The sequence below is a fragment of the Phenylobacterium sp. genome (assembly GCF_004799515.1).
Lineage (GTDB): Bacteria > Pseudomonadota > Alphaproteobacteria > Caulobacterales > Caulobacteraceae > Phenylobacterium.
On record NZ_SSMX01000046.1, the window covers coordinates 124,519 to 140,287 of the forward strand.

Here is a 15,769-nt window from a genome sequence, read left to right on the forward strand (position 1 = left end):
GCCCTCACCCCCGCCAGTCAGGGTAGGTTGCGTCGCGCTCGGAGATCAATGCCGGGGCGGCGGGCCAGGCGATGGCGAAGGCCGGGTCGTCCCAGCGTGCGCCGGCTTCGTGGCCGGGCGCGAACTTCGGGCTGATCTGGTAGAGTACGTCGGTGTCCGGCTCGAGCGTCAGGAAGCCGTGGGCGACGCCTTCGGGGATGAAGAGGCCCGCCGCGTTTTCGGCGGAGAGCTCGGTCCCGGCCCACTTCAGATAGGTTGGGCTGCCCGTGCGCAGGTCGACGGCGACATCGAAAATCCGTCCACGGACGGCGCGCACCAACTTGCTCTCACCGTGCGGGTCCGGCTGATAGTGCAGGCCGCGCAGGGTCCCCGGCCCGGGGTTGCGTGACAGGCTGGTCTGGACCGGCGCAAAGAACGCGCCCGCCGCGGCGAATTCGTCCGGGCACTGAAGACGCGCGAAGCTTCCGCGCTCGTCCTCGTGCGGTTCCGGGAGGACCAGCAGGACGCCAGCGATGCCGGTCTCCGCGAACTGCATCAGCCGACGACCTTCGTCTCCGGCGAGGCGGTGACGAAACGGCCGCCCCAGTCGCGGATGAAGCCCATCTGGCCCATGATCTCGTCCTTCAGGTTCCACGGCAGGATGACCAGGTCGTCCGGCTTCAGCTCGCCGATCGCCGTGGGCGGCAGGATCGGCAGGTGGCTGCCGGGCAGGAAGCGGCCCTGCTTGGCGAGGCTGGCGTCATAGACCGCGGCAATGTCGGCCGGCGTGGTCCCGCAGTAGTTCAGGAAGGTATTGCCCTTGGCCGCCGCGCCATAGGCCGCGATCCGCCGGCCCGCCGCCTTCTCCGCCGCCAGGAAGCCGCGGAAGCTGTCGCGCACCGCCGCCACCCTGGGCGCGAAGCCGGCGTAGCTCTCGATGCGGTCGAGGCCCGCAGCGTGCTCCTGCTCGCGCAGGGCCACCAGGGCCTCGGTCTCCTCGTGGCCGGAGCCCATGTGGCAGCAGTAGAGCCGCAGCGAGCCGCCGTGGGTGGAAAGTCGTTCGACATCGAACGGCCTAAGCCCATTGGCCCTCAGCACCTGCTCGACCGCCAGCAGCGACAGGTAGGAGAAGTGCTCGTGATAGATGGTGTCGAACTGCACCTTCTCGATCAGGTTCAAGAGGTGCGGGAATTCGAAGGTCAGCACGCCCTCGTCCTTCAGCACCGCCTGGAAGCCGGCCACGAAGTCGCCAATGTCCGGTACATGGGCCAGGACGTTGTTGGCCGCCATCAGGTCGGCGCGGTCGCCGCGCGCGGCCAGGATCTGCCCCGTCAGGTCGCCGAAGAACATCACCTCGGTGGGCACGCCGCGGGCGACGGCGGCCTGGGCGGTGTTGGCCGTCGGCTCGATCCCCAGCACGGGAATGTCCATTTCGACGAAGTGCTGCAGCAGATAGCCGTCATTGCTCGCCACTTCGACGACCAGCGACTCCGGACCCAGGCTGAACCGCTCAGTCATGGCCTCGGCGTAGCGCTTGGCGTGGTTCACCCAGCTGGTCGAATAGGAGGAGAAGTAGGCGTAGTCGGCGTCGAAGATATGGTCGGCGGGCACGGCGTCGTCGGCCTGCACCAGGAAGCAGGCGTGGCAGACGCGGACGTGCAGCGGATAGGCCCGCTCCGTCCCGGCCGCGAGTTGCTTGGCGGTCAGATAGCTGTTGGCCAGGGGCTGCTCGCCCAGGTCCAGGAAGGTGTGGGTGAGCGGCGTCTTGCAGAAGCGGCAAAGGGGCGTGGTCATGCGCCGCCTTCGTAGGCCGCGATCTGGTCCCGGCACAAGTCGAGCGCGGCCTCGCCGTCGGCCTGGCGGCGATACCAGTCCATGGTCAGCGCCACGGCGCGGGGCGCGTCATAGCGGCTCTCGAAGCCCAGGGTCCGGCGGGCGAGGCTGGCGTCGATGGCCAGCGACTGGGCTTCCAGGGAGGCCGGGTCCGGCTCATGGCGCCAGGACTGGGCGCCCAGGGCCTCGACGCCGAGGGTCGCCAGCTCGCCGACGCTCACCGCCCGGCCGCCGGGCCGAGGACCGAAGTTCATGGCGCGCGGCGTCGCAGGCTCGGTCGCCAGGGCCTGCAGGTAGACGAGATAGCCCGCGACGCAGTCCAGGACGTGCTGCCAGGGCCGCGTCGCCTCCGGATGGCGCAGCACCACCGGCTGCTGGGCGCGGGCGGCGCGGACGATGTCGGCGACGATGCGGTCGGCGGAGAAGTCGCCGCCGCCGATGACGTTGCCGCCGCGCGCCGTGGCCAGCGGCACGCCAGCCGGCCCGAAGTAGCTCTTGGCGAAGCTCGCCACGGCGATCTCTGTCGCGGCCTTGGAGGCCGAATAGGGGTCCTTGCCGCCCAGCGCATCGCCCTCGGCGAAGGCGCGGCCGGTCTCCGCGTTGGCGTAGACCTTGTCGGAGGTGACCGCGAGCACCGCCTTCAGCCCCGTCTGCGCGCGCAGGGTCTGCAGCAGGTGGACCGCGCCCATGACGTTGCTGGCGAAGGTGGCCACCGGATCGGCGATGGCCGTGCGCACGATCGGCTGGGCGGCCATGTGCAGGACGAGGTCGAAATCCTGGCCGGCCAGGGTCTGTTCCACCGCCTGGGCGTCGCGCAGGTCGCAGATCGTCGAGCGGACCAGGCCCTCGACACCGGCCAGGTCGAACAGACTTGGCTCCTGGTCAGGCGCCAGCGCCAGGCCGGTGACGTCCGCCCCCATCCGCGCGAGCCAGATCGCCGCCCAGCCGCCCTTGAAGCCGGTATGGCCGGTCAGCAGGACCCGCTTGCCGCGCCAGAAGCCGGGATCTAGCGCCGCCACGGCGCCTCGCCGGACGCCCACAGCGCCTCGAGCACGTTCTTGTCGCGCAGGGTGTCCATGGGCGCCCAGAAGCCGTCGTGGCGGAAGGCCATCAGCTGGTCGTCGTGCGCCAGGCCGGTCAGCGGCTCCTGCTCCCAGATGGTCTCGTCGCCGGCGATGCGGTCGATCACGCTGGGCTGCAGGACGAAGAAGCCGCCGTTGATCAGGCCGTTGTCGCCCGGCGGTTTCTCCACGAAGCGCTGCACGGCGCCCTCGACGATCTCCAGGGCGCCGAAGCGGCCGGGCGGCGAGACGGCGGTCACCGTGGCCTCGCGTCCATGCTGGCGGTGGAAGGCCGCCAACGCGCCCAGATCGAGGTCCGCCACCCCGTCGGAATAGGTCAGGAAGAAGGGCTCGCCGGGATCGAGGTACTTCGCCACCCGCTTCAGCCGCCCGCCGGTCATGGTCTCGGCCCCAGTGTCGACCAGGGTCACCTTCCACGGCTCATGGTTGGTGGCGTGGAATTCGATCGCCCCCTTCGCCAGGTCGACGGTCAGGTCGGCGTTGTGCAGGACGTAGTTGGAGAAGTACTCCTTGATGACGTAGCCCTTGTAGCCCAGGCAGACGATGAAGTCGTTGAAGCCATAGTGCGAATAGAGTTTCATGATGTGCCAGAGGATCGGCCGGCCGCCGATCTCGATCATCGTCTTCGGACGCAGGTGGCTCTCTTCCGAGATGCGCGTGCCAAGCCCGCCCGCCAGGATCACCGTCTTCATTTCTGTCCCTTAAGGCCCTGCCCCGCTCTCGCCGCTCCTCTTATCGCGGACGATCTTGCCGAAGAAGCGGCAATCCCCAGCTAGCCGCCGGCGGCGGCGGGCCGGAAGCCGTGCCGGGCCATGAACGCCGCGCCCGCCGACAGCACGCCCTCGGGATTGTGGTCGAGCAGGGTGTGGCCGCCAGCGATCCGGTGCGCCTCCACCAGCGGATGGCCGGCATAGACCGCGAAGTCCTCGTCGGTGAGCAGACTGGGCTCCGGGAAGACCGGACGCTCCGGCAACAGGGGCTCCAGGCCCGCCAGCACCAGGGCGGGCGAGGAGATCCGCGCCGGCGCCCAGTCGAAGGGCTTGTCGAACAGCGCCTCCAGGGCGGGATCGATCTCGACGCCGCGGGCGCGGGCGTTGCGGATCGTGCGGTGCAGCGGCCAGAGCTGGTGGGTCGAGAGGAGCGGCTCGACCGCGATCAGCGCGCGGCTCGGCAGGGACATGGCGACGATGGCGCCCAGGCTTTCGGCGACGATCAGCGGCGGCTCGGGGAAGGTCGCCAGGAGTTCGCGGAAGCCGCGGATCCAGGCCTCCACCGAGACCTCTGAAAACTCCGGCGCGCCGCTGTGGCCGGGCAGGTGCAGGAAGCCCAGGTCCGCGATCCGCGCGCGCCAGGGCAGGAGCTGCGCGGCCTGGCGCTTGAAGCCGTGGATCATCAGCACGCGCGGGTGGGGACCATCGGCGGAGAGGACGGCGCGGCCTTCGGAGGTGGCGGTGAAGTGGTTCTGCACGTCGAGATCCGAAGCCCCCGAGTCGGCGGCGCCACGGCCGAACCTAGGGGCTGAAAGCCCGCTTGGCGACTTTGCGCTTGCCATGCGCCGGGCCGGGCCCGATCGAGGACGCATGGCTGAGGATCGCGTCGCCTTCATCATCGCCGGCGTCCAGAAGGGCGGCACCACCGCGCTGTTCGACTATCTGGACGAGGAGCCGGGCCTCTCGCTATCGCGCGGGAAGGAGGTCCACTTCTTCGACGATGCGGCGCTTGACTGGGCCCAGCCGGACTACGGCGCCTATCACGCGGCCTTCGCGCCCTTCGATGGCCGGCCGCGCGGCGAGGCGACGCCAGCCTATCTCTACTGGCCAGGCAGTCTGGAACGGATCCGGGCCTACAACCCCGCCATGAAGCTGATCGTCATGCTGCGCGATCCGGTGGAGCGGGCCTGGTCGCATTGGAAGATGGAATACGCCCGCGGCGCCGAGACCGAGCCCTTCGCCTGGTGCGTGCGCCAAGGCCGTCAGCGGCTATTCGACGCCGAACCCTGGGGTTTCCACCGGGAGTTCTCCTATGTGGAGCGCGGCTTCTACGGCGAGCAGGTGGCGGCGCTCCTGGGCCTCTTCCCGCGCGAGCAGCTGCTGTTGCTGCGGGCGTCCGACCTGCGGCGCGATCCGGCGGCTGTGCTGGCTGAGGTCCGGCGGTTCCTGGGCTTGCCGCCCGGCCCCGCGCCCAGCGCCCGCGAGGCGAACGTGGGCCGCGAGATGGACTATGGCTCGGCGCTCACCGCGGCCGACGTGGCCCACCTGCGCGGCGTCTACGCCCGGGACGCCGAGCGGTTGGCGGACCTGACCGGTCTGCGGTTCGCCTGACGCCCGAGCTGGGGCCATAGTTTCGTCGCGGGCGGAGGCGAAGACGGCGCACCCGCCAAGGAGATCCCATGCGCCTGGCGCCCCTCGCGATCCTGGCTCTCGCCGCCGCCCTCTCGGCCCTGGCCGCGCCGCGCGCCGCACAGGCCGCCCCCACCCTCGCCTTCCCGCTCGCCTGCGAGATCGGCCGCACCTGTGAGATCCAGCACTACGTCGACCGCGATCCGGGCCCGGGCCTCCTGGACTACCGCTGCGGCCATCGGGTCGAGGATAAGCATGACGGCGTCGATATCCGCCTGCTCGACATGGTCGCCCAACGCGCCGGGGTCGACGTGCTGGCCGCCGCGCCCGGTCGGGTCATCGCCATCCGGGACGGAGTCCCGGACATCTCGATCCGCGCGCCCGGCGCGCCTTCTACGGAGGGTCACCACTGCGGCAATCGGGTCGCGATCGCGCTCGGTGACGCCTGGATCCTCGACTACTGCCATCTGGCGGAGGGCAGTCTCAAAGTGAGGGTCGGCGACACGGTGGGGGTCGGACAGCCGCTGGCTCACGTGGGCCTGTCCGGCGACACAGAGTTCCCGCACCTGCATTTCAGCGTGCGGCATGCGAACCAGGTGGTCGATCCCTTCGCGCCATCCTCCCTCGAGGGCTGTGAGGCCCAGGCCGGGTCGCTGTGGACCCCGGAGGCGGCGCGGCAGATGACCTATAAGCGCGGGGTCGTGCTGAACACCGGCTTCGCCGCGGCGCTGGTCGGCCAGGGGGCTATCGAGAACCGCACAACGCTGCCCGCCAGCCCTGATGCGCCCGCGCTGGTCGCCTACGCCCGGCTGATCGGCCTGGAACAGGGCGATGTGATCGACATGTCGATATTGGGCCCCGACGGCAAGGTGATCTCCAAGGGCGCGCTGCCCCCGCTCAACCACGACAAGGACGAGTTCCCCGCCCAGCTTGGGCACAAGCGGCCGGCGCAGGGGTGGGCGCGCGGCGTCTACCTCGCCACCTTGCAGGTCCGGCGGGCCGGCCAGGTGGTGATCAGCCAGCGTTGGCAGGCCACGCTCTAGACGCTGGTCTCATCGGCGCCGGCTCTGAGGCGGGTCATAGTCAAGTTAACCCAGACGTGATCGGCGGGCCACTTCCGGACGCCGAAGCTCTGGGTTAGGTTTCAGGGTCAGCCGAGCTCTCCATGGCTGTGTCGCTTTGGCCGGGTGGCGGATCGCGAGGTCCGCCTCCCGGCCTTTGTGTTTTGGCCTCGTGCTCTGGCGTGTTTAGCCGCCCGGCCGCAACTCGATCACCCCGAAGCGGGCGATCCACAGCAGGCCGCGGGCGATGGCCGGGCGGCGGAAGGCGGGGAAGAGCTCGACGATCTCCGACACCTGGGCCCCGGGCCGCTCGGCGAGCCAGGCCAGGATCTTCTCGCACTCGGCGGCGTTCGGCCGGTTGATGTAACCGTAGGCGGCGAGCGGACGGGAGAGCACGGCCTGGGCCGCCGGCCAGTCCATGTCGGGACAGAGGGTGGCGCGCCAGCCGTCGGCGAGGTGACGCGTCGGGTAGCTGGCGTAGAGGGTGAAGGGATCGGGGCGGAACGGGTTGCCCATCGCTCCAGCCACCTGCGGCGCGGCGCGGCGGCGGGCGGCCAACTCACCCCAAAGGGCCTGGTATTGCGGCACGACGGCCGACCAGTCGAACACCTCGCGCGCCCGTTGGGCGGCCTGGGCTCCCAGGGTGCGGCGAAGCTCGGGGCTGGCGGCCAGGGCGCAGATGGCGTCGGTCGCGTGGCGGAAATCGATGGCCGTGTATTGGGCCGCCGCTCCCACATAGGCGGAATAGTCCGACCAGCCGGCGGCGTGCCAGTAGGTCAGGTCGAAACCGCTGCCCGGGCCGGGGGCGGTGGTGTCGACGCGGAAGCCGTCCAGCCCGTGGCGGACCGTGTCGCGGTAGCCGTCCCAGTCGGTGACGACGCAGGGCAGGCCCGCGGCCATGGCCTCGACCGGGGTCAGGCCGAAGCTCTCCTGGATGTTATCGGAAAAGCTGATGAAGAAGTCGGCGGCCGACCAGATGGAAAAGCGGGTGTCCGGCGGGCGGCCGTCGACCACGCGGTAATGCACCGACGGGCAGAGCGCCCGCGTCTGGTCGTGGAAGAGCTCCGCCTCGGCCTCCGTGCCCGCCCAGCCCGAGTTCACCCAGTACAGCGGTTGGTCCAGGCGCTGGGCGGCGCGCTCGAGAGAGAGCGCCATGAGCGCGGGGTTCATCTTCTCCCGCGCATTGAAGCGGCCGACGTAGAGGGCGACGGCGGCGTCGGCCGGGATGTCCAGGCGCTCGCGCCAGACCTGGCGGTGCTCGGCGGAGGCGGCGAAGTCACGGGCGTTGACGCCCAGCGGGATGACGACCCGCTGGAGCTCGGCGCGGCGGCGCGGCCCGCCATACTCCGCCGCCAGATAGTCGCGCACCCCTTCGAGCTGGGTCTCCACGCTGGCCCGCACGGCGGCCGAGGTGCAGATCAGGGCGTCATGCGCCTCCACCGGCGCGATCAGCAGGTTGGAAAGTGTGGTCATCGTCCGCGCAGTCGCGGTGGTGTGGGTAAGGCCGCAGATCGAATAGGACGCCGCCTTGTAGGGCTGCCGCGCCCAGGCCTCGTCGTCGATGCTGGGCCCGGGCAGGTTCAGCGCGCCGACCTCGGCCAGGCGCGCGCGCTCGGTGTTTCGGAGCCAGCGGATCGGCTTGCCGACGGGCTCTATCCGGCCGACGAGGGCCTGCAGCTCTTCCAGCGTCGAGCCGCCGCCGTGCCAGAGGTAGAACGCCTCGACATCAGCGTGCCGCAGGAAGCCACGCAGGAAGCTTTCCCCCGCCGAATGACGCCCCAGCAAGCGCGGACGCGTCGTGTCGAGGGCGTCGGTGTGCAGGAAGATCGCGGCGTTGGTCATCGGAGAATCTTAGGCGGAAATCTCAGGTGGAAATCCCGCACGCCCGCTCGGCGCGTCATGCGGCTCTAGCCAGCCTAGCGCGCAAAAGAAAGGGGCCGCCCCGAAGGGCGGCCCCAAGCCTTGTCACCGAAGCCGAAGCTTAGATGATGTTCGAGAAGTTGATGTCCGCCAGGGTCTTACCGACCAGCGTCACCGCGTCGTCGGCGGCGCTGATGTGGTGGTCCGGCGTCCCGATGATCGCCGGGGTAGAGCCCGCGGCGGAGGTGCTCGTGTCGGCGAACACGATCACGTCCGTGCCGACCTGCACCGCAACGAAGCTGCCCGTGCCAAGGTGAGCGTTGGCCTCGGTGATGGCGTCGTTGAAGTCCGTCGCCGTCGTGGTGCTGAAGTTCGTCCCGGAGGCATGGCCGAGCCCGAAGTCCAGCGAGTCGGCCGACGTCCAATCGCGGATCTGAGTGATACCCGCGTTCGGGGTCGACGCAGCCGTGGCCTGGCTGTCACCGGCGGAGAACGTGAAGTCGTCAGCGCCGCCGCCGCCCGTCAGGACGTCGGTGCCGGCGCCGTGCGCGCCACCATGGATGGTGTCGTCGCCGGCCCCGCCCACGATGGTGTTGGAGCCCAAACCGCCATCGATGTGGTCGCCGCCAGCGCCGACCTGGATCAGGTCGTTACCGGAGCTGCCGATGATGTGGTCGTGACCAGCCCCGGCAGTGATCGTCTGGGGACCGATGGCGCCGCTGACGTTGATCGAGTCGTTGCCATCGCCGACGATGATCACATCCGCGCCGTGACCGGCCGCGGCGGTGATCGTGTCGTTGCCCGCGCCGCCCGTGACGGTGTCGGCCGAGGTGCCGGCCGCGCCGTTGAGCGCGATCGAGTCATCGCCGTTGCCGCCGTCGAGGGTGGCCGAGCCCGAGGTGCCCGAGGTGATGGTGTCGTTGCCATCGTTGCCGGTGATCGAGTCGGCGCCCGAGCCCGTCGTGCCGACGATGACGTCGTTGCCGGCGCCCCCGTCGATATGCACCGCAATGGTGCCCGCGGCGGCGCTGAAGTTGATCGAGTCGTTGCCGGCCTCGCCGAGAACCACGTCGCCGGTCGAGATACCCGCGCCGCCGACGATGGTGTCGTTGCCCAGGTTGCCGTCGATGAACTTCAAGCCGCTGCCGGTGACGTCGATCGAGTCGTCGCCCTGACCGCCCAGGATGGTGTCGGTCCCGAGCCCGCCGTCGGTGATCGTGTCGTCGCCCGAGCCGCCCTGGATTTGGACGGTCGTGGTGGCGCCCGCGCCGCTCACGGTGATCGAGTCGTCACCCGCGTCGCCGGTGATGACGGAGCTGCCGCTAGCGCCGGCGGTGATCGTGTCGTCGCCGTTGCCGCCGTCCAGGGTGTCGCTGCCGGCGCCGCTGGTGGTGATCGAGTCGTCGCCGTCGACGCCAGCGATGCTGTCGCTGCCGCCGCCGCCGGCGATGGTGTCATCACCCTTGTCGCCGGACAGGATGTCGTCGCCCGAACCGCCGTGGATGCTGTCGTCGCCTTGGCCGCCCAGCAGGGTCAGGTGACCGGTGACGGTCGTGCCGTCGATGTTGTCGTTGCCGAGGTTGCCTTGGACGAAGCTGCCCGAGGATTGGACCTCGATGTTGTCGTTGCCTTGGCCACCGAAGATGGTGTCGATGCCCTTCGTGCCGCCAACGATGCTGTCGTTGCCGCCATTGCCTTGCATCAGGTCGGCGCCGTTGCCGCCCGTCAGGGTGTCGTCCCCGCCACCGCCAAACAGGCCATCGCCCTGGGCGGTGCCCGTGGCGTTGTCGCCGGCGACGTTGTCGCCAACCACCAGGGTCGAGCCGTCCGAGAAGACCGCGGCGTGGCCGCCGGTTTCGCCGAGCCCGTAGACGCCCGTGCCGAAGACGACCGAATGGCCATCGGCGTTGTCGGTGACGATCACCTCAGCGGAGGTCAGCGCGGTCGGCGCCACATAGGTCACGGTCATCGCTGAACCGTGCGAAGTCGAATTCGAGAAAACCAGACTGTCACTCGCGCCGAAGGCGAGCGCCTGGGCCGCGGTGATGGTCTCAAAGATATAAGTCGCCATAGATCTCTCCAGTCTGTGTCACACGGACCCTCGGCACGCCTGACCCCCATCCCCGATGGGGCTGTCCCGACGGTCCCTTTGTCCCAAGCGCCATAGCATGGCTGCGGCGAAGGTTAAACGAGCCCGAGGGAAGAGGTATCGGAAGCCCGCAATTTACGCAACAGCTAAAAGGCCGCGGATTCCTTCCACTTAACCCCTGTCACCGAGACGCATCTATTGGTCGGACAGCGCCCCGCGCATGGTGTCTGTGATCGGCGAAAGCAGCGAGCCCATGACCGTCCGCTTGCCCGCCACCAGCATCACGCTCGCCGGCATGCCGGGGGTAATCTGGGTGGTCTTGGCGAGCTTGGTCAGCTCCTGCGGATCGATCCTCACGTCGGCGCGATAGAAGGAATCCGGGCCCGCCCCCGACGCGCTAGGTCCTGCAGGTTGCAGTCCCGACGCCCGGGCGGAGATCTTGTCCGCCGAGATCATGATCACCTTGCCGTCGAGCGGGCCGTGCCACCGCGAATTCAGGCCGGTGAACCGCACCTTTGCGGGCATGCCCTCGTGGATCTTGTTGATATCCTGCGGCTTAATCGTCGCCTCGACGATGATCGGCGCGTTGGAGGGCACCAGGTTCATCAGCTCCTCGCCGGGGGCCGTGACGCCGCCCACCGTGAACTGGGTCAGGTTGAAGACATAGCCATCGACCGGCGCCCGCACCACGGTCTGGTCGAGGGCCTGGTCGGCCGCGGTGAGGCGCGGCGCGGTGTCGGCGATGTGGGCCTGCGAATCGCGGAGGCCTTCGGCGGCCTGGCTCGTGCGGGTGTCGCGGTTGGCGGCCATCTGCATGCGGGTCTCGCCCTGCTGCTGCTTCAGGCGCGCGATGTCGGAGAGCAGCTGGCCCTTGTGGCCGCTGAGGTCGGCGATGGAGCGCTGATAGCGCAGGATCAGCGGCTTGGGCGCGAAACCCTTGTCGTAGAGGATCTGGTAGCCATCCATCTCGTCCTTGGTGAGCTTGATCTGCTCATCGGCCGAATCGACCTGGGTCTGGTCGCCCTCGATCTGGCTCTGCAGCTGATCGATGCGCTGGCTGAGCACGGAGTTCTGGCTCTGGAACAGCTGCTCGCGGGTGGTGAACAGCACCTGCTGGTCGCGAATCAGGCCGGAGACCCGCGGATCGGCCATGCGGGACATGAGCTCGGGCGGGAAGTCGACGCTGGTCTTGCCCTGGGCCTCGGCGCTGAAGCGGGCGACCTGGGCCTGCAGGCTGTCGTACTCATGCTGCAGCACGTCGTGGGCGGCGCGCGCCTCGACGTCGTTGTAGATGATCAGCGGCTGGCCGGCGCGGACGTGCTGGCCTTCCTGCACCAGAACCTGGCGAACCACGCCGCCTTCCTTGTGGCGCACGCTCTTACGGTTCATCTCGACCCGCACCTCGCCCTGGGCGCTGACGCCGGTGCTCAAGGGGCTGACCGAGGCCCAGACGCTCAGGCCCACCACCAGGACGAGGATCACTGCCCCGCCGATGAGCATCGGCCGGCGCATGCGCTGGTGCAGCGCGGGATCCACCGGCAGGTGCTGGTCGTCGCCGAAGGTCGGGGCGACGTAGGACGAACGGATGGGGGTAAGGTCGAGCTTCATCGTCCAGCCTCAACGGCGCGTACTTCGGTCGGTTTCATCAGCCGGCTCATCACCTGGTCGCGTGGGCCGAACAGGTCGATCCGACCGTCGCGCAGCACCAGCATCTTGTCGGCGGCGCGGAACACGGACGGCTTGTGCGAGATGATCACCACGGTCGAGCCGTTGGCCTTCAGGGCGTCGATCGCCCGCATCAGGGCTTCCTCGCCCTCGGCGTCGAGGCTGGCGTTGGGCTCGTCCAGCACCACGAAGGCGGGATTGGCCAGCATGGCGCGCGCCAGGCCGACCCGTTGGCGCTGCCCGGCCGACAGCGTGTGGCCGTCGGCGCCGACCTCGGTCTCATAGCCCTTCGGCAGCCGCAGGATGAGCTCGTGCACGCCCGCCAGTTGTGCAGCGGCGATCACGTCAGCGTCGGTGATGTCGGTGCGGAAGCGGGCGATGTTGTCGCGGATGGTCCCGGAGAACAGCTCGGTGTCCTGCGGCAGGTAGCCCACGTGGCGGCCGAAGTCGGGGCGGTTCCAGGTGAACACGTCCGCGCCGTCCAGGCGAATCACACCGTTCAGCGGCCGCCAGATGCCGACCAGCAGGCGCGCCAGCGTCGACTTGCCGGCGCCCGACGGGCCGATCACGCCCAGGGTCTCGCCCGGCTCTATGGCGAAGTTGATGTTGCCCAGCAGGAGCTTGGTCGCCCCGGGGGGCGCGAAGTTGACCGCTTCGGCGCTCAGCCGGCCCTTGGGGCGCGGCAGAGAGGTCGCCGAGGTCTGCGGTTCGGCCTTGGACAGCAGGGTCATCAGCCGCCCGTGCGCGCGGACCATGTTGTTGAGCGGCTCCCACGACGCCACGATCTTCTCGATCGGAGCCAGGGCGCGGCTGGCCAGGATCATGTTGGCGAACAGCAAACCTTGGGGAATTTTGCCCTTGATGATGAGGAAGGCGCCGATCGCGATAATCAGCACCTGGATGCCCATGCGCACCGCCTTGATGATGTCGGTGTACATGTTGGAGATCTCGGCCGCGGCGGCGCCGCGCTCGATCGCCACTTTCCGGTGGCCGGCCCAGGAGCCGCCCAGGGTGGGCAGCATGCCCATGGCGCGCACCACCTCGCCGTTGCGCAGCGCGGCCTCCGTGAACGCATAGCTGCGCAGCTGGCCATCGCTGGCGTCCTTGGCCACGGTGCGGACCGCATTGCTCTGCGCCAGCGCCAGGAGGAACAGGATCACCGCGCCCACCGTCGCCAGCACGCCCACCGCCGGGTCGATGAGATAGAGGGCGATGAGGAAGACCGGCATCCACGGCACGTCGAAGAACACCGCCGCCGCCGCGCCGGTCAGGGTCTGGCGGAACTGGTCGAGGTCGCGCAGCGCCTGGGAGCGCGCGCCTTCGTCGCCGCGCACGGCGGCGTCGAACAGGGCGGAGAACACCTTGCCGGACACCCGCTGGTCGAGCATCACCCCATAGTTGATCAGGATGCGCGCCCTGAAGTCGTCGATGGCGCTGGACACGGCGAAGACGAACAGGGTGATCGCGCTCAGCACCACCAGGCTGGGGATGTTCTGGCTCACCATCACCCGGCCGTAGACCTGGTAGGTGTAGAGCGGCAGCGCCAGGTAGAGCAGGTTCGAGAAGAAGCTGAACGAGGCGGCGACCGCGAAGGGATGCTTGGCTTCGCCCAAGGCGCGGGTCAGCACGTTGTCGGGCTGATTCGTAAGGAAGGTGAATATCTTCATGCGCGCCGAGCCGTGGTGTCCGTTCGTTCCGCCGTTAATAATAAGCAGGATGACCTAAAAGGATGAACGCGAGTCGAAATTCATCGACCGCCACGCACCGAATCCTGAACGCCCAAAGCCGGCGGACAGATGCTTGGCGCCCCTCTCGATGTCAATCTGGCGCGAAGGGGCCGTGCTACAAGCATAGCGGCCGCCCACGGAAACGGCGCCGCCGAGAGGTCTGATGTCCAGGGTCGCCATTGTCGGCAGCTGCATAAGCCGCGATCTGTGGCGGTTCCGTGGCGAGACGCAGGGCGCCGCGCCGGCGGAACTGCTCTATGTCTCGCGCACCAGCCTGCCGAGCCTTTTTGCCACACCCGTGGCGGGCTTCCGCCCCGCGGCCAGGCCGCCGGAGGGCCTGCGGCCGCAGCCGCACCGGGCGCTGGTCGCCGATCTGCGCAAGACCGCGCTCGCCGAGCTGGTGGCCTTTCGCCCGACCCATCTGATCTTCGACTTCATCGATGAGCGGTTCGACCTGCTCTCGGTCGCAGGCAGCCTGGTCACCGACAGCTGGGAGCTGGAGGCCAGCGGCTATCTGGAGCGTCCGGCGCTCCGCGGCGCGCGGCGGATCGCGCGGTTGTCCGCCGCCTGCGACCGGCTCTGGTTGGAGGCCTGTAGCGAGCTGGCGGCCTTGGTCCGCGCCACGCCGCTCGCCGAGGCCCGGCTGATCCTGCACTCCGCCCGCTGGGCGCAGCAGCAGCGCACGGCGAACGGCCGCCCGGCGCCGATCGCCGGCGTCGAGATCCTGCCTGGCCGCCCGGCGGATATTGAGGGGCACAACGCGCTCCTGGCTCGTTACGAGGAGGCCTTCGAAGCGCTGATGCCGCCGCTGGCCCGCGTGGCGGCGCCCGCCGAACGGCTGGCGGACGAGGCGCACCTCTGGGGGCTCAGCCCCTTCCACTATGTGCCGGCCTACTACGCCGAGGTCTGGCGCCAGCTCGAGGCCCTGGGCCTGCGCCCGGCGCTCGCCGCCTAGGCGGCCGCCGCCTTGCGGGCCCAGTGCTCCAAGGGCGTCATGCCCATAGCCACCAGCTCGGGGCTCTGCGCCAGATAGGCCGCGGTGGGGAAACCCGGGCGCGCCTCGGCCACCGCCCAAGCGCCGCCGCGCAGATAGTCGATCAGCGGATTGGCCCCGGGACGGAGACCCTCGCCGCGCGCCGCGACATAGTGCGGGACGTCGAACCACGGCCCCGGGCTCCGTCCCTCCGCCGCCCCGCCGCCCAGGAAGTGCGCCAAGGGCTCGAAACCTGCCGCCGCGACGTCCTCGTACTGCGCCAGGTACCAACGGGGGTCGAACAGCGGATGCGGCGAGAGGCCCTCGCGCCAGCCGACGCTCGCATAGTGCGGAAGCGGCGCGGTCTCGGCCGCCTGCGGGGCCTGGGCGAGGTACCAGGCCGGGTCGAACAGCGGATGCGGCGTAAGGCCGTCGCGCCAGCCCTGGCGCAGGTAGTGCGAGACGGGGTCCTCGCCGGCCGCCAGCCCGGGCCGCTGGCCGGCGTAATGGGCGAGGTCGAACAGCGGGTGCGGATCGCGGCCCAGCCAGGCGCCGCGATGCAGGAAGTGGCCGAGCGGCGTGGCCCCGCCCAGGTCCGCCTCGCCGCCGGCCCGGTAGTGGGCGGGATCGAACAGCGGATGCGGCTGGGCGTCGGCGGCCGCGCCGCGCACCAGATAATGCAGCAGGGGCGAGTGGCCGAAGCCGGCGGCCTCGGGGTATGCGGCCAGGTAGAAGGCCTGGTCGAACAGGCTGGCGGGCGTCGCGGCGGGATCGGCCTTGCGCCGGGCGTAGGCGGCGATCTCCGCGAGGCCGCCGTCGCGCCAGACCCCGCTGGCCGCGATCAGCCGGGCCTCGCCGGCCGTACCGGCCCGCAGCAGCAGCCTTTGCCAGTTTCGGCCCAAGGGCGCGGGCAGCGGACGGGCCCGCGGCGCCAACCGCGCCAGGCCATCGGTCCGCGCAGCGCCCAGGGCCTCGGCGCGGCCCTGCAGCGCCGCGGTCAGCGCCAGGGTGAGCTCCGTGCGGGTCAGGGCCTCGCGCACCTGCGCCTGGTGCACGAGGCCGTGGGCGGCGGCGAGCTCGCCGCGCAGGCGCTCGACCAGCTTGGCTACCGCGGCGGCCTTCTGCGCGAGGCCGACGGGCTTGGGCGCGGTCCGGGCCATG

General features: G+C 69.9%; 13 protein-coding genes. 3 read left to right on the forward strand and 10 right to left on the reverse strand.

Annotation, left to right across the window (positions count from 1 at the left end; translation table 11 throughout):
* Positions 1–4: 4 nt before the first annotated feature.
* The 5 genes from E8A49_RS18225 to E8A49_RS18245 all read right to left on the reverse strand — a co-directional run bounded on the left by E8A49_RS18225 (position 5) and on the right by E8A49_RS18245 (position 4,362).
* Positions 5–535, reverse strand: coding sequence for a dTDP-4-dehydrorhamnose 3,5-epimerase family protein (locus tag E8A49_RS18225; protein ID WP_293384810.1), 531 nt, complete (start codon positions 533–535; stop codon positions 5–7).
* Positions 535–1,773 (reverse strand): class I SAM-dependent methyltransferase, encoded by a 1,239-nt coding sequence (locus E8A49_RS18230; protein WP_293384813.1) that lies wholly within the window; start codon positions 1,771–1,773, stop codon positions 535–537. Before E8A49_RS18230 ends, E8A49_RS18225 begins: the two co-directional genes overlap by 1 nt.
* Positions 1,770–2,831 carry a CDP-glucose 4,6-dehydratase gene (gene rfbG, locus E8A49_RS18235; RefSeq protein ID WP_293384816.1) on the reverse strand — a complete coding sequence of 354 codons (1,062 nt, stop codon included), beginning with the start codon at positions 2,829–2,831 and terminating at the stop codon, positions 1,770–1,772. The genes E8A49_RS18230 and rfbG overlap by 4 nt, the downstream gene beginning before the upstream one ends.
* Positions 2,819–3,586: a glucose-1-phosphate cytidylyltransferase gene (gene rfbF, locus E8A49_RS18240; RefSeq protein ID WP_293384819.1), complete on the reverse strand. Its 768-nt coding sequence runs from the start codon at positions 3,584–3,586 to the stop codon at positions 2,819–2,821. Before rfbF ends, rfbG begins: the two co-directional genes overlap by 13 nt.
* Before the next feature lie 80 nt (positions 3,587–3,666).
* Positions 3,667–4,362 carry an alpha/beta fold hydrolase gene (locus tag E8A49_RS18245; RefSeq protein ID WP_293384822.1) on the reverse strand — a complete coding sequence of 232 codons (696 nt, stop codon included), beginning with the start codon at positions 4,360–4,362 and terminating at the stop codon, positions 3,667–3,669.
* Positions 4,363–4,474: 112 nt separating this feature from the next.
* On the opposite strand from E8A49_RS18245, the gene E8A49_RS18250 reads away from it, so the two are divergent.
* Both E8A49_RS18250 and E8A49_RS18255 read left to right on the forward strand, forming a co-directional pair.
* Positions 4,475–5,215, forward strand: coding sequence for a sulfotransferase domain-containing protein (locus E8A49_RS18250; RefSeq protein WP_293384825.1), 741 nt, complete (start codon positions 4,475–4,477; stop codon positions 5,213–5,215).
* A gap of 68 nt (positions 5,216–5,283) precedes the next feature.
* Positions 5,284–6,276 (forward strand): M23 family metallopeptidase, encoded by a 993-nt coding sequence (locus E8A49_RS18255; protein WP_293384828.1) that lies wholly within the window; start codon positions 5,284–5,286, stop codon positions 6,274–6,276.
* A 204-nt stretch (positions 6,277–6,480) separates the two neighbouring features.
* Here the strand turns inward: E8A49_RS18255 and E8A49_RS18260 are convergent, their stop codons facing one another.
* From E8A49_RS18260 to E8A49_RS18275, 4 genes are all read right to left on the reverse strand, one after another.
* Entirely contained in the window at positions 6,481–8,136 is a 1,656-nt protein-coding gene (locus E8A49_RS18260; RefSeq protein WP_293384831.1) for a glycosyltransferase family 4 protein, read from the reverse strand.
* A 139-nt stretch (positions 8,137–8,275) separates the two neighbouring features.
* Positions 8,276–10,225, reverse strand: a complete 1,950-nt coding sequence (locus E8A49_RS18265; protein ID WP_293384834.1) for a calcium-binding protein — start codon at positions 10,223–10,225, stop codon at positions 8,276–8,278.
* Between the two features lie 213 nt (positions 10,226–10,438).
* On the reverse strand, positions 10,439–11,851 hold the full coding sequence (locus E8A49_RS18270; RefSeq protein WP_293384837.1) for an HlyD family type I secretion periplasmic adaptor subunit: 1,413 nt from the start codon (positions 11,849–11,851) through the stop codon (positions 10,439–10,441).
* Positions 11,848–13,575 (reverse strand): type I secretion system permease/ATPase, encoded by a 1,728-nt coding sequence (locus tag E8A49_RS18275; RefSeq protein ID WP_293384840.1) that lies wholly within the window; start codon positions 13,573–13,575, stop codon positions 11,848–11,850. Before E8A49_RS18275 ends, E8A49_RS18270 begins: the two co-directional genes overlap by 4 nt.
* A gap of 223 nt (positions 13,576–13,798) precedes the next feature.
* Here E8A49_RS18275 and E8A49_RS18280 point away from each other — a divergent pair, with 223 nt between their 5' ends.
* The gene (locus E8A49_RS18280) at positions 13,799–14,590 is read left to right on the forward strand and encodes a DUF6270 domain-containing protein (RefSeq protein WP_293384843.1); all 792 of its coding nucleotides are present in this window, start codon (positions 13,799–13,801) and stop codon (positions 14,588–14,590) included.
* Here E8A49_RS18280 and E8A49_RS18285 read toward each other — a convergent pair.
* On the reverse strand, positions 14,587–15,768 hold the full coding sequence (locus tag E8A49_RS18285) for a hypothetical protein (protein ID WP_293384846.1): 1,182 nt from the start codon (positions 15,766–15,768) through the stop codon (positions 14,587–14,589). The two genes, E8A49_RS18280 and E8A49_RS18285, sit on opposite strands and share 4 nt — an antisense overlap.
* Position 15,769: the final 1 nt, after the last annotated feature.